The sequence below is a fragment of the Pseudonocardia sp. Ae505_Ps2 genome (assembly GCF_001932425.1).
GTDB lineage: Bacteria > Actinomycetota > Actinomycetes > Mycobacteriales > Pseudonocardiaceae > Pseudonocardia.
The window spans coordinates 381,265-403,370 of sequence record NZ_MCIP01000001.1; the positions used below are offsets into that span (position 1 = coordinate 381,265).

At 74.3% G+C, this 22,106-nt stretch carries 15 protein-coding genes; 9 read left to right on the forward strand and 6 right to left on the reverse strand.

Features of this window, described 5'->3' with window-relative positions; all coding sequences use genetic code 11:
- Positions 1–47: 47 nt before the first annotated feature.
- Complete coding sequence (locus Ae505Ps2_RS01610; RefSeq protein WP_075554156.1) at positions 48–1,166, forward strand: alpha/beta hydrolase; 1,119 nt, start codon at positions 48–50, stop codon at positions 1,164–1,166.
- A 110-nt stretch (positions 1,167–1,276) separates the two neighbouring features.
- On the opposite strand, the gene Ae505Ps2_RS01615 is transcribed toward Ae505Ps2_RS01610, so the two are convergent.
- A complete protein-coding gene (locus Ae505Ps2_RS01615) occupies positions 1,277–2,074 on the reverse strand; it encodes a PRC and DUF2382 domain-containing protein (RefSeq protein ID WP_075553357.1) in 798 nt (265 codons plus the stop codon).
- A 296-nt stretch (positions 2,075–2,370) separates the two neighbouring features.
- On the opposite strand from Ae505Ps2_RS01615, the gene Ae505Ps2_RS01620 reads away from it, so the two are divergent.
- The 5 genes from Ae505Ps2_RS01620 to Ae505Ps2_RS01640 are packed head-to-tail and all read left to right on the forward strand — an operon-like array spanning position 2,371 to position 8,679.
- Positions 2,371–3,303 (forward strand): hypothetical protein, encoded by a 933-nt coding sequence (locus tag Ae505Ps2_RS01620; RefSeq protein ID WP_075553358.1) that lies wholly within the window; start codon positions 2,371–2,373, stop codon positions 3,301–3,303.
- A complete protein-coding gene (locus Ae505Ps2_RS01625; RefSeq protein WP_083695245.1) occupies positions 3,290–5,101 on the forward strand; it encodes a GNAT family N-acetyltransferase in 1,812 nt (603 codons plus the stop codon). Before Ae505Ps2_RS01620 ends, Ae505Ps2_RS01625 begins: the two co-directional genes overlap by 14 nt.
- Positions 5,102–5,126: 25 nt before the next feature.
- Positions 5,127–6,314, forward strand: a complete 1,188-nt coding sequence (locus Ae505Ps2_RS01630; RefSeq protein WP_083695247.1) for an alpha/beta hydrolase-fold protein — start codon at positions 5,127–5,129, stop codon at positions 6,312–6,314.
- 13 nt (positions 6,315–6,327) lie between these two features.
- A complete protein-coding gene (locus tag Ae505Ps2_RS01635; protein WP_020625124.1) occupies positions 6,328–6,600 on the forward strand; it encodes a hypothetical protein in 273 nt (90 codons plus the stop codon).
- 24 nt (positions 6,601–6,624) lie between these two features.
- Entirely contained in the window at positions 6,625–8,679 is a 2,055-nt protein-coding gene (locus Ae505Ps2_RS01640; protein ID WP_075329692.1) for an NAD(+) synthase, read from the forward strand.
- On the opposite strand, the gene Ae505Ps2_RS01645 is transcribed toward Ae505Ps2_RS01640, so the two are convergent.
- Positions 8,676–10,121, reverse strand: coding sequence for an amino acid permease (locus Ae505Ps2_RS01645; RefSeq protein WP_075333837.1), 1,446 nt, complete (start codon positions 10,119–10,121; stop codon positions 8,676–8,678). The genes Ae505Ps2_RS01640 and Ae505Ps2_RS01645 overlap by 4 nt on opposite strands.
- Before the next feature lie 423 nt (positions 10,122–10,544).
- Here Ae505Ps2_RS01645 and Ae505Ps2_RS33940 point away from each other — a divergent pair, with 423 nt between their 5' ends.
- Positions 10,545–10,871 carry a hypothetical protein gene (locus tag Ae505Ps2_RS33940; protein ID WP_075310428.1) on the forward strand — a complete coding sequence of 109 codons (327 nt, stop codon included), beginning with the start codon at positions 10,545–10,547 and terminating at the stop codon, positions 10,869–10,871.
- A 44-nt stretch (positions 10,872–10,915) separates the two neighbouring features.
- Here Ae505Ps2_RS33940 and Ae505Ps2_RS01655 read toward each other — a convergent pair whose 3' ends face one another.
- On the reverse strand, positions 10,916–12,259 hold the full coding sequence (locus Ae505Ps2_RS01655) for an MFS transporter (RefSeq protein ID WP_233147652.1): 1,344 nt from the start codon (positions 12,257–12,259) through the stop codon (positions 10,916–10,918).
- A 277-nt stretch (positions 12,260–12,536) separates the two neighbouring features.
- Here Ae505Ps2_RS01655 and Ae505Ps2_RS33015 point away from each other — a divergent pair, with 277 nt between their 5' ends.
- Positions 12,537–13,313, forward strand: coding sequence for a hypothetical protein (locus Ae505Ps2_RS33015; protein ID WP_233147653.1), 777 nt, complete (start codon positions 12,537–12,539; stop codon positions 13,311–13,313).
- A 49-nt stretch (positions 13,314–13,362) separates the two neighbouring features.
- Here the strand turns inward: Ae505Ps2_RS33015 and Ae505Ps2_RS01665 are convergent, their stop codons facing one another.
- Positions 13,363–15,420 carry a PhoX family phosphatase gene (locus Ae505Ps2_RS01665; protein ID WP_075312844.1) on the reverse strand — a complete coding sequence of 686 codons (2,058 nt, stop codon included), beginning with the start codon at positions 15,418–15,420 and terminating at the stop codon, positions 13,363–13,365.
- Between the two features lie 337 nt (positions 15,421–15,757).
- The gene (locus Ae505Ps2_RS01670; protein WP_083695250.1) at positions 15,758–16,495 is read right to left on the reverse strand and encodes a response regulator transcription factor; all 738 of its coding nucleotides are present in this window, start codon (positions 16,493–16,495) and stop codon (positions 15,758–15,760) included.
- 269 nt (positions 16,496–16,764) lie between these two features.
- Between Ae505Ps2_RS01670 and Ae505Ps2_RS01675 the strand changes: the two genes are divergently transcribed.
- Entirely contained in the window at positions 16,765–18,270 is a 1,506-nt protein-coding gene (locus tag Ae505Ps2_RS01675) for a helix-turn-helix domain-containing protein (protein WP_075554157.1), read from the forward strand.
- Between the two features lie 37 nt (positions 18,271–18,307).
- Here the strand turns inward: Ae505Ps2_RS01675 and Ae505Ps2_RS01680 are convergent, their stop codons facing one another.
- Positions 18,308–22,093, reverse strand: a complete 3,786-nt coding sequence (locus Ae505Ps2_RS01680) for an ABC transporter ATP-binding protein (RefSeq protein WP_084786181.1) — start codon at positions 22,091–22,093, stop codon at positions 18,308–18,310.
- Positions 22,094–22,106: the final 13 nt, after the last annotated feature.

The window sequence follows — 22,106 nt, forward strand, 5'->3', positions numbered from 1 at the left end:
GCACACAACGGCACCCGGTGCCACAATCGGGGGTGGAGATCGAGCGGATGCGGGAGGTCGCCGTGGATCGTCGGGTGCGGGTGGCACGGGGAGCCCTGCGCGGTGTGCTGGCCCTGCCGAAGCCGGTGAAGCGGGTGATCGCGGGCCCGCCCGTCCGCCGCGACGGCCAGCAGCTCGACCTCGACATCCAGCTGCTGCTGCGGCTGCTCACCCCGCGCCGGCCGCAGCCCGTCCCGCCGCCGGAGCAGATGCGGGCGGGCCAGTCGTTCGTCGACCGCGTCGTCGCCGGGCCCGCCGAGCCGGGGGTGCGCCGCGAGGACCGGACGGTCCCCGGCGCGGTCGCCGACCTGCGGGCGCGGCTGTACGTGCCCCCGCCCGGACCGGACGTTCTCGACGGCGCACTGCTCGTCTACGTGCACGGCGGCGGCTTCGTCGCGGGCGACCTGGACACCCACGACGAGCTGTGCGCGACGCTGGCCGCCGAGTCCGGCGCCCGGGTGCTCTCGGTGGACTACCGGCTGGCGCCCGAGCACCCCTTCCCGGCCGCCGTCGACGACTGTCTGGCCGCCTTCGCGCACGTCGCGGCGCATCCGGAGGAGTTCGGCGCGGCCCCGGGCCGGATCGCGGTCGGCGGGGACTCCGCCGGGGCGAGCCTGGCGCTCACGGTGGCCCGCGAGACCAGCCGCGACGGCGCCGACCCGGCCGGGCGTCCGGTGTTCTGCCTGGCGTTCTTCCCCGTCACCGAGCTGGAGGGGCACACCCGCTCGCGCGAGCTGTTCGGCGACGGGTTCCTGCTCACCGGCGAGGCGATCGAGGCGATGGCCGGCTGGTACGTGCCCGAGGCGCTGCGCGACGACCCACGGCTGCGGATCGCCGAGGGCGATCTGACCGGGATGCCGCCGGCCTACGTCGCGACCGCCGGGTTCGACCCGCTGCGCGACGAGGGCGAGCACCTGGTCGCCCGGATGCGGGAGGCGGGCGTCCCGGCCACGCTGCGCCGCCACCCGGACCTGGTGCACGGCTTCGCGACCTCGCTCGGGATCGGGACGCGGCCCCGGCAGGCGGTCGCCGAGGCGTCCGGCGCGCTCCGGACGGCGTTCGCGCTGCTCGCCTCCCCGGTCCCGGCGCCCGCACCGGATCCGAGCAGGAGCAGCACCCCGTCCTGATGCCCGCGGGGCACCGTCGGTGACGTACCCGGGCGGCCCGGACATGGGTCCGGCGCGTCACCGGGCCCGCGTGCGGGCTCCGGTGACGCGCCGGTGGCGCGGTGCGTCGCTCAGCTGCGGCGCTCGTCGCGGGGCAGGGCGTGCTGCGGGTCGTCGACCTCGATGCGCTCCTTGCGCACGGTGTCGGAGACCTTCTCGTCCTCGGTGACGGTGCGGGTACCCAGGCGAACCTTCTCGACGGCCTCGGTGGTCTTGTCGACGACCGGGCGCTCGCGGTGCAGGATCACCTCCTGCTCGGCCTCGCCGATGGCGCCCGGGCGGGCCGTCGCCTCGGTGCCGTCGATCGGCTCGCGCTCGAGGCGGACCTCCTCGTGCGACACCGGGACGGTGACGGTCTGGTCCTCGGTCACCACGTACTTGCGCAGCGCGACGCGACCGGTCTCCTCGGTCTCGGTGCCGACGCGCAGGTTCTCCTCGTGCCGGACGATCGCGTCGTCGCCGCCGGTGCGGGCAGTGCGGTCACGGCCGGTGCGGTCGGTGCGGTCGGTGCGGTCGGTGCGCTCACCGGTGGCGTGGCGGGCGTCGGTGCGGCCCTGGCCGATGCCGTAGTGACGGTAGAGCTCGTCCTCCTCCGACCCGGTCAGGCGCTCGTCGGAGCGGCCCACGTGCGGGGAGTTCTTGACGGCCTGCTTCTCCACACCCAGCGCGACGTCGCGGTCGTGCACGTCGGCGTTCTGCAGCGGCACGAAGCTCTCCTTGGTGCCGAACAGCCCGGTGTTGACCGTGGCCCAGGTCGGCTCCCCGCTCCGCTCGTCCAGGTAGATCTGGCCGATCTTGCCGACCTTCTCGCCGTGGTTGTCGACGACCTGGCGACCGATGAGCTCCCGGGTCATGTCCTTCGTGATCATGCTGCTGTCCTCCGTGGCTCGGTGCGATTGCTGTCGAACACCGGTGGGGTCGGCCCGAAACGGCCCCGGCATGCGGCGGGGACCCCGTTCCCCGTCGTCCGTGTGACGTCCGTCATCCACCTGGCCCCACGGGATCGTCTGCGGGACAACGCTGGGTGCATCACGTTCCCGTCACGGGCGACCCCGGACGGCATGTTTGGGACAGTCTGTTCTGGACTTGATCTAGGAGGTTCCCGACGACGGGGACGGATCGTCCCGCCGCCGGGGCCCCGGGACCGCCGTGGAATCGTGGTGAGGTGCTCGCCGGGACCGCACTGCTCCCGCTCGGGTCGGCCGTCACCGTCACTGCCGTCGCGGGCGCGGCCGTGCTCGCCGTCGTCCTGCTCGTGCTCCGGTGGGGCCGGTGGCGACCCGCGGTGCGGGCGGCCGCCCTGCCGGCCGTGGTCGCGCTCGTCGTGCTCACCCTCGCGGTCGCGACGAACGCCTGGTTCGGCTTCTACCCGTCGCCCGCCTCGCTGGCCGCCGGACCGGACCGCGGCGGCCTGCCCGCGCCGCCCGCCCCGCCGGTGACCGGCCCCGGCCGGGACACCGTGCTGACCGTCGACGGCGTCGAGGTGCCCGTGCACCTCCCGCCCGGCTACGACGACCACCTCGCACACCCCGTCCTGGTGTGGACCGGGCCCCGTGACGGGTCGGCCGCGGTCGACGCCGCCGTCGACGCCGCGGTCACCGCGGGGCGGATGCCGGCCGTGGTGGTGCTGTGGACCGACCGGGTGCCGGCGGCCCGGCTGCGTGCGGCCGCGGTCGCGGCCGGCTCCCCGGCGCTGCGGACCGACCGGGCCGCGTGGGCCCTCGCCGGACCGCCCGACGCGCCGGGGTGCCCACTGGGCCGGGCGCTCGCCGAGCGTGCCGACGTCGCGACGGCGGCCGGGCCTCCCGGCGGCGACGGCTGCCCGGACCCCGCGTCCGGTTCGCCCGATCCGTTGGACCTGGTCGTCGTGCGCACCGCGGCGACGCAGGATGACCCGGTGCCGGGCGCGCCGCCGCCGGGCCCGACGCTAGCGTCGGGGTCGGTGACCGCGGCGCCGGGGACCCCGGCGGCCGACGTCGTCGCCGCGGAGCTGGACGCGCTCGGCGCCCGGCTGCGGGGTCCGGTGGCCCGCTCGGACGCCGCCGGTGGATCGCCACCGGAGACGGGATCGACAGGAGGAACGCGTGACGGGCTCTGAGGGCTCCGGTCCGCCCGGCGACACCACGGACGAGCGCGGGGACGTCCGCTCCACCCGCGGAGCGGCCCCGACGCCGGACCCGGAGGCCCGCAGACGACGGCTGTCCGAGGCCGCCGTCGTGCGCGCCGTGGTGTGGGCGGCACGGATCGTCGGTGCGCTGACCGTCGTCGCGGCGGTGCTGCCCGCGCCGCGGCGCATCCTCGGCGGCGAGCTGCGCAGCACCCTGGGGCTGCCCGCGGGGCTGGGGCTGGCGTCGCTGGTCGTGACCGCACTCGCCGGGGTCGGCCTGCTGCTGCTGGCCACCGGGCTGCGCCGGCGCAAGCAGCGCGCGTGGTGGGTGGCGACCGCGACGACGACGTTCCTCGTCGTGGTCAACCTGCTGCACGTGCTGGACCAGCGGCGCGGCATCGGGCCCGCGGTGCTCGTCGTCGCGCTGCTGGCGGCGCTGATCGCCACGCGCCGCTACTTCGTCGCCCGGCAGGACCCGGGCGGGCTGGGCCGGTCGGTCCGGTCGCTGCTGCAGTTCGGGCTGTCCGGCTTCCTCATCGTCTGGGTGCTGCTCGCGCTCAACCCGCGCCGGCTCGTCGGCGACCCGTCGATCGCCGCGCAGGCCGCGCACGCGGCGCTGTCGCTGATCGGGGTGACCGGCCCGGTCCAGTTCGAGCAGCGTTCCGTGTGGCTCGACGACCTGACCTCGGCGATCGGGCTGACCTTCGGGGTGGTGGCGCTCGTCGTCGCCGGCTACCACCTGCTGCGCTCACCGGAGCCGCGCCCGTCGCTCGCCCCCGAGGACGAGGAGCGCCTGCGCGCCCTGCTCGACCAGCGCGACGGCGACTCGCTGGGCTACTTCGCCCTGCGCCGTGACAAGGCCGCGGTGTTCGCCCACGGCGGGAAGTCCGCGGTGTCCTACCGGGTGCTCGCCGGGGTCGCGCTGGCCTCGGGCGACCCCGTCGGCGACGTCGGCGCGTGGCCCGGCGCCATCGAGGCCTTCCTCGACATCTGCACCCGGTACGGCTGGTCGCCCGCGGTGCTGGGCTGTTCCGAGCGCGGCGCGACCGCCTGGGCCAAGGCCGGCCTCGACGCCCTGGAGCTGGGCGACGAGGCGGTGCTGGAGACGGCGACGTTCAGCCTCGACGGGCGCCCCATGCGCGGGGTCCGCCAGACCGTCAACCGGATGCAGCGCAGCGGGCACACCGTCGAGGTGACGCGGCTGCGCGACGTCGACGAGGCCGAGCGGACCCGGATCGCCGAGCGCGCGCACCGCTGGCGCGGCGCGGAGGACGAGCGCGGCTTCTCGATGGCGTCCTCGCGGGTCGCGGACCCCTCCGACCCGGACGCGGTGATCGTCACCGCGTTCCGCGACGGCGAGCCGACCGGGATGCTGCAGCTGGTCCCCTGGGGCCGCGACGGACTCTCGCTGGACCTCATGATCCGCTCCGCCGACGCCGACAACGGCGTCAACGAGCTGATGATCGCCGAGCTGATGGCCGCCGCGAAGGACCACGGCGTGAAGCGGGTGTCGCTGAACTTCGCGATGTTCCGCTCCGCCCTGGAGCGCGGCGAGCGGATCGGTGCCGGACCGGTCGCCCGCGGCTGGGCCCGGGTGCTGCGGATCGCCTCGCGCTGGTGGCAGATCGACTCGCTCTACCGGTTCAACGCGAAGTTCCGTCCCACCTGGTACCCGCGCTACGTGCTGTTCCCCGCCGTCCGCGACCTGCCGCGGGTGCTGTTCGTCGTGCTCGAGGCCGAGGGCTTCGGCGGCCGCCCGCCGACGCTGCTGCGGCTGCTGCGCCGGTGAGCCGGGACCACGTGGGGGCGGTGTCGTGATCCACGCCTCCGAGCTGCGCCTCGACGTCGTCGCCGCGGCGGTGGTGCCGGCCGTCACGGCGGTACTGGCGCTCGTCCTCACCGGAGGGCTGTGGCACCGGCTGCGCCGGGTCGCGCGGACGCTGCTCGTGATCGTCTCGGCCGTGGCCGTGCTCGCGGCCGCCGGGGCCGGGGCGAACCTGCTCGGCGGCTTCTTCCCCACCGTCGGCTCGCTGATCGGGTCCTCTCCCGACCCGGGCGAGGGCTCGGTCGCCGACATCGGCCCGGACGGCGCCGGCCTCGACGCGGCGATGCCGCTGGTCGCCGCCCGGTCCGCGCAGGGGCTGGGCTCCACGCTGCACATGACCCTGCACGGGGACGCGTCCGGCATCGACCGCGACGCCGACGTCTACCTCCCGCCCGGCTACACCGAGCACCCGCAGGCCCGCTTCCCGGTCGTCGAGTGGCTGCCCGGGTTCCCCGGCGAGCCCCGCGAGGTCGCCGCGCTGTTCCGGGTCCCCGAGGTGCTCGACGCCGCGATCGCCGCGCACCGCATCCCGCCGGTCGTCCTGGTGATCCCCGACATCAACGGCGAACCCCGGTTCGGCCACGACCAGGAGTGCGTCGACGCCCAGCACGGCGCGGCCGACGACACCTACCTGACCACCGACCTCGTCGGCTGGACCACCCGGCACCTGCGGGTGCGCACCGACCGCGGCGCCTGGGCGCTGGCCGGCTGGTCCTCGGGTGGGTACTGCGCGATGAACCTGGCGCTGCGCCACCCGCGCACCTACGCGCTCGCGGTCAGCCAGAGCGGCTACGACCGCACCCCCGACGACGTCGTCACCGGGGAGCTGTTCGCCGGCCGGCCCGACCTGGCGTCCGCGAACGACGTCGTCGCACTGCTGCGCGAGCGGCCTGCACCACTGGCGATGCTGGTCACCGCGGGTTCCGACGAGCCCGAGGAGCGGGCGGCGGCGGACCGGATCCGGGCCGCCGCGGCGCCGCCGGTGACCGTCGACACCCGGGTGTACCCGGGCGGCGGACACAACCAGAACGCCGTCCGCGCCCAGCTGCCGGACCTGGTGGACTGGCTGGGTGCGCACCTGCTGGGGCCGCTCGCCCCGCCCGCGACGCCGGCGGGTGTCACGATCGACGACGGGCCCGGTGTGCCGCAGCGCGTGCTGCCGGTCCCCGACCCCTAGGAAGGAGACACGCGTGGTCTGGGAGGGAGTCGGCACCCTGCTGCTGGTCGGTGGGCTGCTCGCCGGGGTGGTGTGGATCGTGATCGCGGCCGGCGTCGGGGAGATCCCGGCGCTGCTGCACGGCCTGGCGCTGTGGTTGCTGGTGCCGCTGGCGTGGCTGGGGTCGCTCGGGGTCGTGCTGGCCGGCGGCTCGGTCGGGGCCGGCTGGGCGGTGCTGCTGGGGCTGCTCGTCGCCACCGGGATCGCCTGCGGGGCGGCGCGGATGCTGGCGGGTCGACGGGGCTGACCACCCACCGGTCAGAATGACGACGTGGACTTCCGCTCCGTCTACCGCCACCGCTTCCTGCGCACCGCCGCGGCGACCCTGCACACCACGATGGCCGACCCGGCCGCGAACGTCGCCGCCGTGCTGGAGACCGCCCGGACCTGCGCCGACGACGGCGTCGGGCTGGTGGTGTTCCCCGAGCTGACGCTCTCGGGCTACTCCATCGAGGACGTCCTGATGCAGGACACCTTGCTGGACACCGTCGAGACCGAGCTGGTCTCGCTCGTCGCGGCGACGGCGGACCTGCTGCCGGTCCTCGTGGTCGGGGCACCGCTGCGGTACCGCCACCGCCTCTACAACTGCGCGGTCGTGATCCACCGGGGCCGGATCCTCGGCGTCGCCCCCAAGTCCTACCTGCCGACCTACCGCGAGTTCTACGAGCGCCGCCAGACCGCCGCCGGCGACGACGTCCGCGGTGCGACCATCCGGCTGGGCGGCGCGTCCGGTGTCGACGTGCCGTTCGGCACCGACCTGCTCTTCGCCGCCGAGGACCTGCCCGGCCTGGTGCTGCACGCCGAGATCTGCGAGGACTACTGGGTGCCGATCCCGCCGTCGTCGGAGGCGGCGCTGGCCGGGGCGACGGTGCTGGCGAACCTGTCCGGCTCGCCGATCACCGTCGGCCGGGCCGACACCCGGCACCTGCTGTCGCGCTCGGCGTCGGCGCGCTGCCTGGCCGCCTACGTCTACGCCGCAGCGGGCGAGGGCGAGTCCACCACGGACGTCTCGTGGGACGGCCAGACCATGATCTACGAGAACGGCGTGCTCCTCGCGGAGTCGGGGCGCTTCCCGCAGGGGGCGCGGCACGCCGTCGCCGACGTCGACCTCGACCTGATCGCCGCCGAGCGGCGCCGCCAGGGCACGTTCGACGACAACCGCCGCACCCACGCCGCCCGCACCGACGCCTTCCGCACCATCGGGTTCCGGCTCGACCCGCCCGGCCACGACATCGGGCTGCGCCGCACCGTGGAGCGCTTCCCGTTCGTGCCCGCGGACCCGGCGCGGCTGGAGCAGGACTGCTTCGAGGCCTACTCGATTCAGGTCGCCGGGCTGGAGCAGCGGCTGCGCGCGATCGGCCAGCCGAAGGTCGTGATCGGGGTGTCCGGCGGGCTCGACTCCACGCACGCGTTGATCGTCGCGGCCCGGGCGATGGACCGGCTCGGGCGCCCGCGCACCGACATCCTGGCCTTCACCATGCCCGGCTTCGCGACCTCGGACCACACCCGCAGCAACGCCGTCGCGCTGTCCGAGGCCCTCGGGGTCACCTTCGACACGATCGACATCACCGGCACCGCGCGGACGATGCTGTCGGAGATCGACCATCCCTTCGGGCGCGGCGAGCCGGTCTACGACGTCACGTTCGAGAACGTCCAGGCCGGGCTGCGCACCGACTACCTGTTCCGGCTGGCGAACCAGCGCGGCGGGATCGTGCTCGGGACCGGGGACCTGTCGGAGATCGCGCTCGGCTGGTCCACCTACGGCGTCGGCGACCAGATGTCGCACTACAACGTCAACAGCGGCGTCCCGAAGACGCTGATGCAGCACCTCATCCGCTGGGTGATCTCCTCCGAGCAGTTCCCGGCCGAGGTCTCCACCGTGCTGCAGTCGGTGCTCGACACCGAGATCACCCCGGAGCTGGTGCCGTCGGACGGGACCACCGAGGTGCAGTCCAGCCAGGCCACCGTCGGGCCGTACGCGCTGCAGGACTTCACGCTCTGGTACACGCTGCGCCACGGCTACCGGCCGTCGAAGATCGCCTTCCTGGCCGGGCACGCCTGGTCCGACGCGACCGCGGGCGCCTGGCCGCCCGGCTTCCCCGACGACGAGCGGCCCGAGTACTCCCCGGCGGAGATCCGCCGGTGGCTGCAGGTGTTCGCCCGGCGCTTCTTCCAGTTCGCCCAGTTCAAGCGCTCGGCGCTGCCGAACGGACCCAAGGTGTCCGCCGGGGGTGCGCTGTCGCCGCGCGGTGACTGGCGGGCGCCCTCGGACCTGTCGGCGACGATCTGGCTGGACGAGATCGAGCGCGAGGTCCCGGAGGGCTAGGCGGCGATCCGGTCCCGCTCGGCGAGCTCGGCGGCCACCTTCTCCCGGTGAGCGGCCCTGGCCCGGGCGTGCGCCGGGCTGCGGCGCAGCACCAGGTAGGCGACGGCGAGCACGGCGAACCAGATCGGCGTCACCAGCAGGGCGACCAGGGTGTCGTCCTGCTGGGTCAGCGCCCACAGCACGAACACGAAGAACGCCAGCACCGCGACGACCATCGGCACCCCACCCGGCATCGGGAACCTCGACGCCGCGTGGCGCTGCGGGCGGCGCCTGCGGTGCTCCAGGTAGCTCACCAGGATCATCGTCCACACGAACACGAAGCAGACCGACGAGATCGTCGTGACGACGGTGAACGCCTCCACCACGGACTGCCCCGAGTACAGCAGCGCCACCCCCACCAGCAGGAACGCGCACGAGAACGCGAGCGCGTTCACCGGGACCCGGCGCGCGGACAGCCGGGCGAACCGCGGAGGCGCGGCGCCGTCACCGGCGAGGCCGTAGACCATCCGCGACGTCGAGTAGATGCCGGAGTTGGCGCTGGACAGGGCACTGGTGAGCACCACGAAGTTGACGACGCCTGCCGCCGCGGCGAGCCCGGCGAGACCGAACATCGCGACGAACGGGCTCTCGTCGGCAGCGATCCGCCTCCACGGGGTGACCGCGCAGATGACGACGAGGGCGCCGACGTAGAACAGCAGGATCCGCACCGGGATCGTGTTGATCGCCCGCGGCAGCGTGCGCTCCGGGTCACGCGCCTCGGCGGCGGTGGTGCCGACGAGCTCGACCCCGACGAAGGCGAACACGGCGATCTGGAAGCCGGCCACGAAGCCCGTCACACCGGTCGGGAAGAAGCCGCCGTCGTTCCAGAGGTTGGCGAACGCCGCGGTCGTGCCGTCCGGGGCGCGGAACCCGCCGAGGACCATCGCCAGCCCGACGACGACGAGGGCGAGGATCGCGACGATCTTGACCAGAGCGAACCAGAACTCGGCCTCGCCGAAGGCGCGCACCGTCGGCAGGTTCAGCGCGAAGAGCACCAGGATGCAGGCCAGCGCGGGGATCCAGAGCGGGACGTCGGCCCACCAGTAGGCGACGTAGCCAGAGATCGCGACGACGTCGGCGATGCCGGTGACCACCCAGCAGAACCAGTAGGTCCAGCCGGTGAAGAACCCGGCCCACGGGCCGAGCAGGTCGGCGGCGACGTCGCTGAAGGACTTGTAGCGCAGGTCCGACAGCAGCACCTCGCCCATCGCGCGCAGCACGAAGAACAGGAAGAAGCCGATGATCGCGTAGACCAGGATCACCGACGGCCCCGCGAGCGAGATCGTCTTGCCCGCCCCCAGGAACAACCCGGTGCCGATCGCGCCGCCGATGGCGATGAGCTGGATGTGGCGGTGGGCGAGGTCCCGGCGGAGCGGCGACCCGGCCGTCGCGTCGTCGTGCATCGTGCTGTCCCCCTTGCGCTCCCGAACCGTTCGGAGGCGCCCGACCGTATCGAGGCGCAATGCGGACGTCCCAACGTGACGGGTACGGACGGGGGTGACCCACTGGTCCGGACGCGGTGACGACGAGTGCTCCGAGTGCGCGTCCGGCGCAGCGGTGGTGCGTGTCGTCGTGTCGTCGGCACCGACTGCCGATCGGTGACACGGTTCACCGAGCAGGCAGGGCCCCACTGTGCCGACGGGACGGCGCCGCACCCGGCGACCGGGCGACCGAGCCGCTCCGCCCCGTCCGCCGGCACCCGGTGCGAGCAGCGGTGACGGACGGTCCTGAGTGGATCGCCGGTCCACGGTGGGCGGCTCCCCGCCCCGCCGGGCCCGGGTGAACCCGACCACTACTGTCGCTCGCATTCGACCTGGAGGTGAGTCGTGGCACTCGCGAACATCCTGTCCGAGATGCCGGATCTGCTGGAGCGGACCCTGGCGGAACACACCCCCGACACGCAGGGCTTCTGCCGTGAGTGCCGGGACGCGACGGGGGTCAGTGCCACCTGGCCCTGCGTGACCCGCGAGCTGGCCGAGCAGGCCCGCTCGATGTCCTCCCCCGGCACCGGAACCAGCACCGGCCCCGCAACCAGCGCCGTCGACGAGCGGGCGGTCGAGGGCACCGTGGCCGGGCGTCGCCGGGCCAGGGACCTCTCGTCCTCGGCCGGCGCCCCGGCCCCGCTCGGCAACGGCCGGCACCGTTCGCTCTAGGCCCCTCCGGCGCCCCGGACACCGCGTCCGGGGCGCCGTCGTCGTCAGGAGAGCCGGGCGGGTGCGTCCGGGCGGTGCGTCTCGCGGATGAGCAGCACCGCGACCAGCGAGATGACCGCGACGACGACCATGTAGGCCGCGACCGCCATCGACGTCCCGAAGCCCTGCTGCAGCGCGGCGGCGATCAGCGGCGCGAACCCGCCGCCCAGCACCGCGCCGACGGCGTAGGAGAAGGACGCGCCGCTGTAGCGGAAGCGGGCCTCGAACATCTCCGCGAACAACGCGGACTGCGGGCCGTAGGACAGCCCCAGCCCCACCGTGAGGACGACGACCGCGACGACCATCGCGGCGAACCCGGTGGTGTCGAGCAGCAGGAAGAACGGCACCGGCCACACCACGAGCAGCACCGAGCCCGCCAGGTAGGCACGCTTGCGGCCGACCCGGTCCGACCAGACCGCTCCGGCGACGATGCTGACCAGCCAGCTCAGCGAGCCGATGATCACGACGACGATCATGGTGTTCCGCGGGACCGCCAGCACCTGGGTGCCGTAGGAGAGCAGGTAGGCCAGGAAGATGTAGCCGATCGCGTTGTTGGCGACGAAGCTGACCGAGGCCAGCACCAGCTCGCGCGGCCGCTGCCGGAACACCTCCAGGATCGGGGCCCGGCTGCGGCCGCGGTGGGTCCGCAGCAGCGCGAACACCGGGCTCTCCTCGACCCGCATCCGGATCACGAGCCCGACGACGACCAGCAGGATCGACAGCAGGAACGGGATCCGCCAGCCCCACGCGGCGAACTGCTCTGGGGTGGTCAGGTTGGACACGACGAGGAACACCAGCTGGGCCAGGATCAGCCCGGCGGGCACCCCGATCTGCGGGAACGAGCCGTAGCGCCCGCGCCGTCCGGGCGGGGCGTGCTCGACCGCCATGAGCGCGGCGCCGCCCCACTCACCGCCCGCCGAGAGACCCTGCAGCAGCCGCAGCACGACGAGCAGCACCGGCGCCGCGACGCCGATCTGGCCGTAGGTGGGCAGCAGGCCGACCCCGACGGTGGCCACACCCATCAGCAGCAGCGAGAGGACCAGCATCTTCTTGCGGCCGAGACGGTCACCGAAGTGCCCCCACACGATGCCGCCGAGCGGACGTGCCACCAGGCCGACGCCGAGGGTCGCGAACGCGGCCAGGGTGCCCGAGGCCGCGGACATCGTGCTGAAGAACTGGCTGTTGAACACCAGGGCCGCGGCCGTGGCGTAGATGAAGAAGTCGTACCACTCGATCGTCGTGCCGATCGCGCTCGTCGCGGCGACCCGGCGCACCTGCGCGGGCGCGGAGCCGGTCGTGTCGGCGGCACTCGTCGGGCCCGTGCCGGGCGCGGCCTGCTGCTCGGTCATGCGTCCTCCCCTGCCCCGGGACGACGGTGGCGCGGACGCGCTACTTTTGCACCGAACGTCCGGTCGGGTAAAGACGTCCGGTGCATCCGGTGCGTGCCACTCGCCGCACGGCCGGGTGCGGTCGCCGCCACGAACGGACCGTGAAGATCGGACATCGCGGGACATTCGCTACCGTCCGGTCACTGAACACGCGGTCCGGTATCCCCCGACGGGCCGGGATCCCCCGATCCCGACGCTCCCCCGCAGCCCGGCCGGTCCGCGTGCCGGAGGAGAGACCGTGCCGCCGCACCAGGAAGTGCCCCGACACCGACATCGGGCGCAGGCCGGGCCACGGCCCGGCCTGCGTCACGTCGCCACCGCGGCCGCCGTCGCGAGCGGCACGCTCGCCGTCGTCACGCCCGTGACCGGGCTCGACCTCGGGCCGACCCGGGCCGACCTGCGCCTGGCCGCGCAGGAGGTGTCCGATGGCCCCGGCGCACCGTTCGCCGAGGCCGCGGCCGCAGCGCGGGACACCCCGGTCCTCGGCGCCGAGATCGTCCGCGACGCGGGCCTGCTCGACCCGCCCGCCGACGCGAGCCTCGCCGCGGCCCGCAAGGCCCAGGCCCTGGTGCAGGAGGCCGCCGAACGGGCCAAGGCCGCTGCGGAACTCGCCGCGCGCGGGCTGAACGACCCGTCGTGCGGGCTCGACCTCGGCGATCTGGGCCGGGTGAAGGAGTGGGTCTCCGACGCCGCGGAGTTCCTCGGCTGCGCCTACGGCGAGACCGACCTGATCGGCGTCGCGCAGCGGGCGAACGCCTCCGACCACCCCACCGGGCACGCGCTGGACATCATGGTGCGCGGGCAGAAGGGCGACCGCATCGCCGACTGCGCACTGGCCAACGCCGACGAGCTCGGCGTGAAGTACGTCATCTGGGAGCAGCGCATGAACGACGGCTCCGGGTGGTCGACGATGGAGGACCGCGGCGGCGACACCGCGAACCACTACGACCACGTGCACATCTCGTTCGACGAGCGCGCCGGGTCCGGCGAGCCGGACCTCGGCCGCTGCGCCTGACCCGGCGCCACCCGGTCCGCGCGGAGCGCGGACCGGGTGGCGCCGGGTGTCAGACGCCGATCTTCGCCGGGCGGCCGCCCTTCAGGTGCCGGATCGCGGCGACGGCCGGGCGCGGCTGCGCGGCGCCGCCGTCGGGCCAGTGCGAGGCGGGCTTCTCCGGGGAGGCCCCGTCGAGGTCGCCCGGGTGCTGCACCGACACGAGCACGAAGTTCTCGGTGACGACCGGCCCGCAGCACTCCGAGCCGACCGGGACGCTGGCGAACAGCCGGGTCGAGCCGCGCTGCGGCCCCTCCAGCACGACGCCGTAGAGGCCGTCGTTGATCTTCAGCGCCTGGGTGGAGTCGGTCGAGACCCAGAGGTTGCCGTAGGGGTCGAACGCCACGTTGTCCGGCGAGGTGATCGGGCTGACCTGGGACTTGTCGAACCCGCCGAAGTAGGTCGACGGGTCGTCGGGGTCCCCGCAGACCAGCAGGATGTTCCAGGCGAACGTCGTCGCCGCCGGGTCGTCGCGCGTCTCGGTCAGCTCGATGACGTGGCCGTGCTTGTTCGCGTTGCGCGGGTTCGCCTCGTCCGGACCGGCCTTGGCACCCGCCTTGCCGCGGTCGGAGTTGTTGGTGCAGGCGATGTAGACCTTCCCGGTGCGCGGGTTGGGCTCCACGTCCTCCGGACGGTCCATCTTCGTCGCGCCGACCTTGTCCGCGGCGAGCCGGGTGAACACGAAGACGTCGGCGACGCTCATGCCGTCCACGTAGGACTTCGTGGTCGACGCCAGCGGCTTCCACTGCCCGGAGCCGTCGAAGCGGCCGTCGCGCGGCAGCGCCCCGGTGCCGGTGATCTCCGCGGCCGGGCTGTCCCCGGTGAAGGTCGCGACGTAGAGCGTGCCCGAGGACAGCAGGGTGGCGTTGTGCTCGCGGGCGGCCCGGCTGTTGCCGCGACGCATCCGCTTGTCCGACACGAACTTGTAGACGTAGTCGAAGCGCTCGTCGTCGCCCATGTAGACGACGGGGCGGCCGTCGCGGGTGAGGGCGACGGTGGCGCCCTCGTGCTTGAAGCGGCCGAGCGCGGTGTGCTTGACCGGTTTCGAACGCGGGTCGTGCGGATCGATCTCGACGATGTAGCCGAACCGGTTGGCCTCGTTCGGCTCCTGCGCGAGGTCCCAGCGCGGGTCGACGCGCTCCCACTTGCGCGACGAGCTGCCCTCGGAGATCCCGTAGCGCTTCGCGCGCTCGTCGGTGACCGGGCCGGAGGCGAAGTAGCCGTCGAAGTTCTCCTCGCCGGACAGGAAGGTGCCCCACGGGGTGGTGCCGCCGGCGCAGTTGCCGATCATGCCCTTGACGCTGCGTCCGGTCGGGTCGGCCTTGGTGCGCAGCACCTCGGCACCGGCGGCCGGGCCGTCGAGCACCATCTCGGTGTCGGCGGTGATCCGCCGGTTGAGTTTCCCGTTGCGGTCGTAGCGCAGCTCGCCGGTGCGCAGGTCGCGGGTCACCTCGACGACGCCGCCGCCGTGCGCGGCGATCCCGATCCGGATCTGCTCGGGGGTGGGGGCGTCCTCGTCGTAGCCGCGGAACATCAGCGGCTCGAGGGTGTACTCGTGGTTGGAGAACATGACGTAGCGGCGACCGGGGCCGTCGATCGGCAGGATGCCGCAGAAGTCGTTGTTGTAGCCGAACTGGCGGGCCTGCGCCGCGGCGGTCTGCTTCTCGAAGTCGAACTCCGGCGCGTCCGGGAACATCGGGTCGCCCCAGCGGATCACGACGTTGCTCGCGTAGTCGGTCGGCACGCGGATCGCGTCGTCGAGGTTCGGCGCGACGGTCTCGTACTGCAGCCCGCGCGGGGGCCGGGCCTGCCGCCCCGCGGCCACGTCGGCACCGAGCGGATGGGCAGGCGCGGCCGGGGCGGGCTCCGCCGCGGAGGCCGTGCCGGCCAGCGCCACACCGGCCCCGGCGCCCAGGCCGATCACCGCACCGGCGCGGAGCATCCCGCGCCGGTCGAGCACGGCCTGCATGACGTCGCCGAAGTAGGCGTTCGACGACGGGTTGGGCTCGGGCCGGGAGCAGGCGTCGCCGCACCGGTAGCGGCAGGTGAGTCCCTGGCGGTCGTGCCGCATGCGGTCGAGGAGCGGGAGGGCACGGCGGGGGCCGGCCTGGGGGGCGTCGCCGGGGCAGGTGTGAGCCACGGTCGTCCTCCTGGGGTCGTGGTGGGATGGCGCGGTGCGGTCCGGTCCGTTCGGAACCGTCCCTTTCCTCCGCATCCCAACACCCCTGTTCTCCCGTGAGGTGAGGAGAAGGTGGCCGCCGGGTGAACGCATCCCCGGATGGGATGACGTCGACCACGCGACGCGACCGGCACGGCCACCCGATGGGTGACCGCGCCGGTCGTGTCACTCCGTGGAGCAGGGGCACGGGCCGGGGCGGGTACGTGTCCTCCGCCCCGGCCCGGCGGGATCAGACGATGCCCTGGCGGGCGGCGGTGTAGACGATCTCGGTGCGGCGCCGGACCTCGAGCTTGTCGCGAAGGTTCCGCACGTGGAACTTCACGGTCGCCTCGGAGATCCGCAGCCGGGTCCCGATCTCGCGGTTGGACAGGCCGACGGCGAGCAGCCGCAGCACCTGGTTCTCGCGGTCGGTCAGCAGCGAGGTCTTGCAGAGGTCCGGCGCGGGCGACGGCGCCGGGTCGGTGTCCCGCAGCACCTGCAGCGGGCCGGCGCTCGCGGTGCCCGGGTCGAAGACGCCCTCACCGCGCAGGACCGTGCGCAGCGCCCGCACGATCTCGGCGGTGTCGGCACCCTTGCGCAGGTAGCCGTGCACCCCCAGACGCACGGTGCGCATCATCGCGTCGCGGTCCCGGCAGCCGGTCAGCACGAGGATCTTCACCCCGCGGCAGCGCTCCATCAGCGCACGCACCAGGTCCAGGCCGGGCCGCTCGTCGCGGGCGAACTCGATGTCGACGACGATCACGTCGGGGCGGGTCCGCTCGGCGGCCATCAGGGCGTCGCGCGGGGAGGCGGCCTCGCCGGCCGGGGCCAGGTCGGGTTCGGCGGTCAGCAGTGCCCGCAGCCCGTGCCGGACGACCGGCTCGGAGTCGACGACGAGTACCCGGGCCGCGCGGCGGATCACATCCGCGCCGTCGGCCCCGCGGCCGGCACGCAGATCGGTGGCCTCACGAACGGCTTCGAGCGTCATCGCTGTCCTCCGGTGGGTCTGTTGCGTCATCGCCGGGCACCACCCGGCGTCCCGATGCGGCAAACCGTAAGGAGCGCCACGTTGCCCCCACGTTGCGCGCGATCCGGCGACGTCGCATCCCGGCCCGGTCGTATGGAGGTCGGGCCCCCGAACAGCGGGTATGCTCGCCACCCCGGGGGACGAACGCCGGGACGGATCGACCCGCGCCGGCGCGGGGCATCACGTGGGAGCAGGGCACCGGGTGTGCCCCGGCCGTGGCGGGAGGCGACGTGAGCGGAGCCGAGGGCGGCACCTCCCCCGACGAGCTGGTGGCCGACGCGAACCGCCTGCGGCGCATCTACGACGACGGGCTCGGCGCCGGCGGCTCGGCCGGCGCACCGCGACCGGTCGTGTCCGACTCCTGGCAGCGCAGCCTGGCCGCGCACGTCGACCCGGAGGGCAGGCTCCCCCCGCTCGTCTACCTCGCCGACGAGCTGAAGGAGGTCCGGACCGGCCACCCGCTGCACGCGGTGATGCCGCTGCTCCGCTCCACGCTCGTGAGCATCGCCGACGAGGCGATGCACGTGATGCTCGTGACCGACGCCGACGGCACCGTCCTGTGGCGCGACGGCGCACACGGCCTGCTGCGCTCCGCCGACGACGTCGGGCTCGTCGAGGGCACCCGCTGGGCCGAGGAGACCATCGGCACCAACGCGATGGGGACCGCGCTGGCCGTCGACCAGCCGGTCCGGATCCACTCCGCCGAGCACCTCGTGCGGACCTACCACGACTGGACCTGCGTCGCGGCTCCCGTGCACGACCCGGACACCGGCGACACCATCGGCGCCATCGACATCTCCGGCCCGCTGCACACCGTGCACCCCGCGCTGGTGCAGCTGGTGACGGCGACCGCGCACCTCGCGGAGAACCAGCTGCGGGTGCGGCTGGCGATCGCCGACGAGCGGCTGCGGGTCAAGAACATGCCCCACCTGACGGCGTTGCGCGGCTCCGAGGGCGCCCTGCTGTCCCCGAGCGGCCGGGTCATCGCCAGCGAGCCCTACGGCCTGTTCCCCGAGCGGATCCGGCTCGACGACGGCGTCGACCGGGTGCAGCTCGGCGACGGCCGGGAGATGGCCGTCGAGAAGCTTGCCGAGGGCTACCTGCTGGTGCCGCCGCCGCGACGGCGCGGGCGTGTGGTCGCGGCGGTGCCGCCCGAGACGGCACGCCCGCTGGAGCTGCGCTTCACCGGCGGGGGCGGGCCGCGCGTCACCCTCGACGGCGAGGAGTTCGCGGCCACCCTGCGCCCGGCCGAGATCCTCACGGCGCTGGCGCTGCACCCCGACGGGCTCTCCGGCGAGCAGCTGACCCTGATGCTCTACGGCGAGGACGGCAACCCGACCACCCTGCGCGGCGAGATCCACCGCCTGCGGTCGTCGCTGGGGGCGGAGCTGCTGCTCACCCGTCCGTACCGGCTCGCGACCGGGCCCCAGGCCGACTTCCTGCGGGTCCGGGACGCGCTGCGGGACGGCCGGGTGTCCGAGGCGCTCGACTCCTGCCACGGCGAGCTGCTGCCCCGTTCCGACGCGCCCGCCGTGCGCGAGCTGCGTGACGAGCTGCTGGTCGGGCTGCGGCACGCGGTGCTCGCCTCGGACGACGTCGCGCTCCTGCACCGCTTCGTCGTGCACCCGCTGGGGACCGACGACCTGGAGGCGCACGAGCTGCTGCTGGACCTGCTCGACCGGGACGACCCGCGCCGTGCCGCCGTCGCCGCGCGGGCCGAGCACCTGCGGGACTGACCCGGCCCGGTCGACCCGGTGACCCGGCCGACCCGGGTCAGGTCCGTGCGGCCAGCGGGCTGTCCGGCTCCGGCTCCAGCTCCCCCGCGCGCCACAGGGCCGCATACCGACCGCCCGCGCGGACCAGCTCGTCGTGGGTGCCCTCCTCGGCGATCCGGCCGCCGGACAGCACTACGATCCGGTCCGACCGCCGGGCGGTCTGCAGCCGGTGGGCGACGACGAACGCGGTCCGCCGCGACGCCACCCGCTCCCCCGCCGCCAGCACGGTGGCCTCGGTGGCCGGGTCCAGCGCCGCGGTCGCCTCGTCGAAGATCAGCACGTCCGGGTCGACCAGCGCGGCCCTCGCGAGCGCGACGAGCTGCCGCTGTCCCGCCGACAGGCCCTGCCCCCGCTCGCCGACGGGGGTGTGGAACCCCTGGGGCAGCGACCGCACCAGGCCCAGCGCCCCGACCGCGCGGGCCGCGGCCTCGATCCGCTCCGGCGGGGCGTCCGGGCGGCCGTAGGCGATGTTGGAGGCGACGTCACCGGTGAACAGGTGCGCCTCCTGCGGGACCACCCCGAGCCGGGACCGGTACCCGGCCAGCGGGAAGCGGCGCACGTCGACGCCGTCGACGCGGACCTGGCCCTCGCCGGTGTCGTAGAACCGGGCGATCAGCTTGATCAGCGTCGACTTCCCGGCGCCGGTCGCGCCCACCAGCGCGACGGTCTCACCCGCACCGACGCGCAGCGACACGTCGTCGAGGGCGGGGGCGTCGACCCCCGGGTAGCGGAACGTCACGTGGTCGAGCTCGACCTCGCCGCGCAGCCGCGACGGCACCGGCACCGGCCGCTGCGGCTCGTCCGGGACCGAGGTGGGCGTGCGCAGCAGCTCCGAGATCCGGTTCAGGCCGACCCGGGCCTGCTGGTAGCCGTCGAACACCTGCGACAGCTGCTGCACCGGGCCGAAGAACAGGGTCAGGTACAGCAGGAACGCGGTGAGCACACCCGGGGTGATGTCCCCGCCGACGATCCGGGTGCCGCCGACGAACAGCACCACCGCCGTCGCGATGTCGGACAGCAACCCCACGAACGGGAAGTAGGTGGCGATGTAGCGCTGCGCGCGCAGCCGCGACCGACGGTAGGCGTCGGACCGCTCGCCGAAGCGGTCGTAGCTCAGCTCCTCGCGGACGTAGGCCTGCGCGATGCGGACCCCGGACACGTTCTCCTGCAGGTCGGCGTTGACCACGCTGACCCGCTCGCGGGCCTCGGCGTAGGCGCGGGAGGAGAACCGGCGGAACACCACGGTGCCGACCGCGAGCAGCGGCAGCAGCCAGCCCAGCGCGTACAGCGCGAGCTCCGGGTCGGTGAGCACCAGGGCGGTCGCGACCCCGCCGATCGTCAGGAGGCTGACGACGGCCTGCGCCAGCCCGGTCTGCAGGAACGTGGACAGCGCGTCCACGTCGGTGGTCATCCGGGTCATGATCCGGCCGGACAGCTCCCGCTCGTAGAAGTCGAGGCCGAGCCGCTGCAGGTGCGCGTAGCTGCGCAGCCGCAGCAGGTAGAGCAGGCTCTCCCCGGCCCGGGCGGTGACCAGCGTCTGGAACCCGACGACCACCGCGTCCAGCACGACGATCAGCAGCCCGGCCAGCGCCGCCAGCAGCAGGACCCGAGTGGCGCCGTCGGCGATGCCGTCGTCGACGGCGATCCGGGCGATGCTCGGCAGGGCCAGGGTCGCCAGCGCGTCCACGGTCATCAGCGCGACGCCGAGCACCAGCAGCCAGCGCACCGGCCGCAGCAGCGAGGACAGCCGGAACGCGGGGTCGGGGGCCGTCGGGTCGTCGTCGCCGTGCAGCCGGGGCGTCTCGGTCACCGGGGGCAGCTTCGCGACGGACTCGAGCAGCTCGGGGGTCGCGCTGATCCCGCCCGCCCACCCGGCCGCGCCGCCTCCGCCGCCGCGGGTCAGGGCCCGGTCCGGGTCCTGCTCGACGCTGACCCGCGGCCACAGCTCCGGGGTGACGGCCGGGACGGCTGCCTCGAACGCCGCCATCGTCTCGCCGGCGCCCGCCCCGCCGGTGTCGTCCGCGGGCTCGTCGCCGACCGGGGCGACGGTGGCCGCGCGGGTGCCGCCGCCCAGCTCGTCGGCGGGGCCGGTGGCCAGCAGCTCCCGGAACAGCGCGCACCGGCTGCGCAGCTCGTCCTCGGTGCCGGTGTCGACCACCTGCCCCTTGTCCAGGACCGCGATCCGGTCGGCCAGCGCCAGGGTGGACCGGCGGTGCGCGACCAGCAGCGTGGTCCGCTCGGCGGTCAGCTCGTGCAGGGTCTCGTGGATCGCGGCCTCGGTGGCGGTGTCGACCGCGGAGGTCGCGTCGTCGAGCACGAGCACCCGCGGCCGGGTGAGCATCGCCCGGGCCAGTGCGATCCGCTGTCGCTGGCCACCGGACAGGGTCAGGCCGCGCTCGCCGACCTCGGTGTCGTAGCCGTCGGGCAGGTCCTCGACGAACGACGCGACCTGCGCCGCCTCGGCGGCGGCGCGGATCTCGTCCTCGTCGGCGTCGGGGCGGCCATAGGCGATGTTGTTGCGGATGGTGTCGGAGAACAGGAACGCCTCCTCGAACACCACCCCCAGCTCGGCGCGCAGGTCGTGCAGCCGCAGGTCGCGCAGGTCCACCCCGCCGATCGCGAGACGCCCGGCCTGCGGGTCGTAGAACCGGGGCAGCAGCGCCACCGTCGACTTGCCCGAGCCGGGCGGGCCGACCAGGGCGAGGGTCTCACCGGGCTCGACGCGCAGGGAGAGCCCGTCCAGGACCGGGTCGGGGGCGGCGTGGCCGTCCGGGCCGGAGCCCGCGGGCTCGTAGCCGAACCGGACGTCCTCCAGCTCGACGGTCAGGGGGCCCTCGGGGAGCGAGGCCGGACGTTCCGGGTCCACGATCCCCGGTGCGGAGTCGACGATCTCGAAGACGCGCTCGGCGCCGGCCCGGGTCAGCTGCGCGGTGACCACGAGCGCGCCGATCAGCCGGGCGGGCCCGACGAGCATGCCGACGTAGGTGGTGAACGCCAGGAACGTGCCGAGGTCGATCGTGCCCCGGGCGGCCATCCAGCCACCGATGCCGATCACCGCGACCTGCCCCAGGCCGGGCAGCGCCAGCAGCATCGGGTTGAGCCGCGCGGTCAGCCCGGCGGCCCGCAACCGCTCGCCGTAGAGCCGGCGGGCCCGGCCCTCCAGCGTGGCGGTCTCGCGGGCCTCCTGCCCGAAGCCCTTCACCACGCGCACGCCGGTGACGGTCTCCTCGACCTGCTGGGCGATCTCGGCGGCCCGCTGCTGCGCGGACCAGGTGGCCGGGAACAGCCTGCGCCGGATGCTGTTGGTGGCCAGGAACGCCAGCGGCAGCAGGACCAGCGCGACCACCGTGAGCAACGGAGACAGGTACAGCATCGCGACGACCGCGACGACCACCAGCACGACGGTGCCCGCCGACAGCGGAACCATCGACAGGAAGCCCTGCACCAGCTGCAGGTCGGAGATGGCCCGCGAGGCGACCTGGCCGGTGCGCAGCCGGTCCTGGCGGACCCCGTCCATCCGCTGCACCGCGCCGAACACCGCGCGCCGCAGGTCGTGCTGCACGTTCAGCGCCATCTTGCCGCCGAGGTAGCGGCGCACGAACGCGCCGACGAACTTCAGCACGCCCAGCACCAGGAGCCCACCGACGACCGGCGCGAGCACGCCGGTGTCCCCGCCGATCGCGCCGTTCACGCCCTCGCGGATCAGCAGCGGGCCGATCGCCTCCAGCCCGACGCCGAGCATGGACGCGACCAGCGCACCGACCGTGACGCGGCGGTGCCGCATGCAGGCCGCGGCC

Coding starts and splice junctions, on each gene's coding strand:
- Ae505Ps2_RS01610 (WP_075554156.1), top strand. CDS start 48: ATGCGGGAGGTCGCCGTGGATCGTCGGGTGCGGGTGGCACGGGGAGCC.
- Ae505Ps2_RS01615 (WP_075553357.1), bottom strand. CDS start 2,074: ATGATCACGAAGGACATGACCCGGGAGCTCATCGGTCGCCAGGTCGTC.
- Ae505Ps2_RS01645 (WP_075333837.1), bottom strand. CDS start 10,121: ATGCACGACGACGCGACGGCCGGGTCGCCGCTCCGCCGGGACCTCGCC.
- Ae505Ps2_RS01655 (WP_233147652.1), bottom strand. CDS start 12,259: ATGACCGAGCAGCAGGCCGCGCCCGGCACGGGCCCGACGAGTGCCGCC.
- Ae505Ps2_RS01665 (WP_075312844.1), bottom strand. CDS start 15,420: ATGCGGCACGACCGCCAGGGACTCACCTGCCGCTACCGGTGCGGCGAC.
- Ae505Ps2_RS01670 (WP_083695250.1), bottom strand. CDS start 16,495: ATGACGCTCGAAGCCGTTCGTGAGGCCACCGATCTGCGTGCCGGCCGC.
- Ae505Ps2_RS01680 (WP_084786181.1), bottom strand. CDS start 22,093: ATGCGGCACCGCCGCGTCACGGTCGGTGCGCTGGTCGCGTCCATGCTC.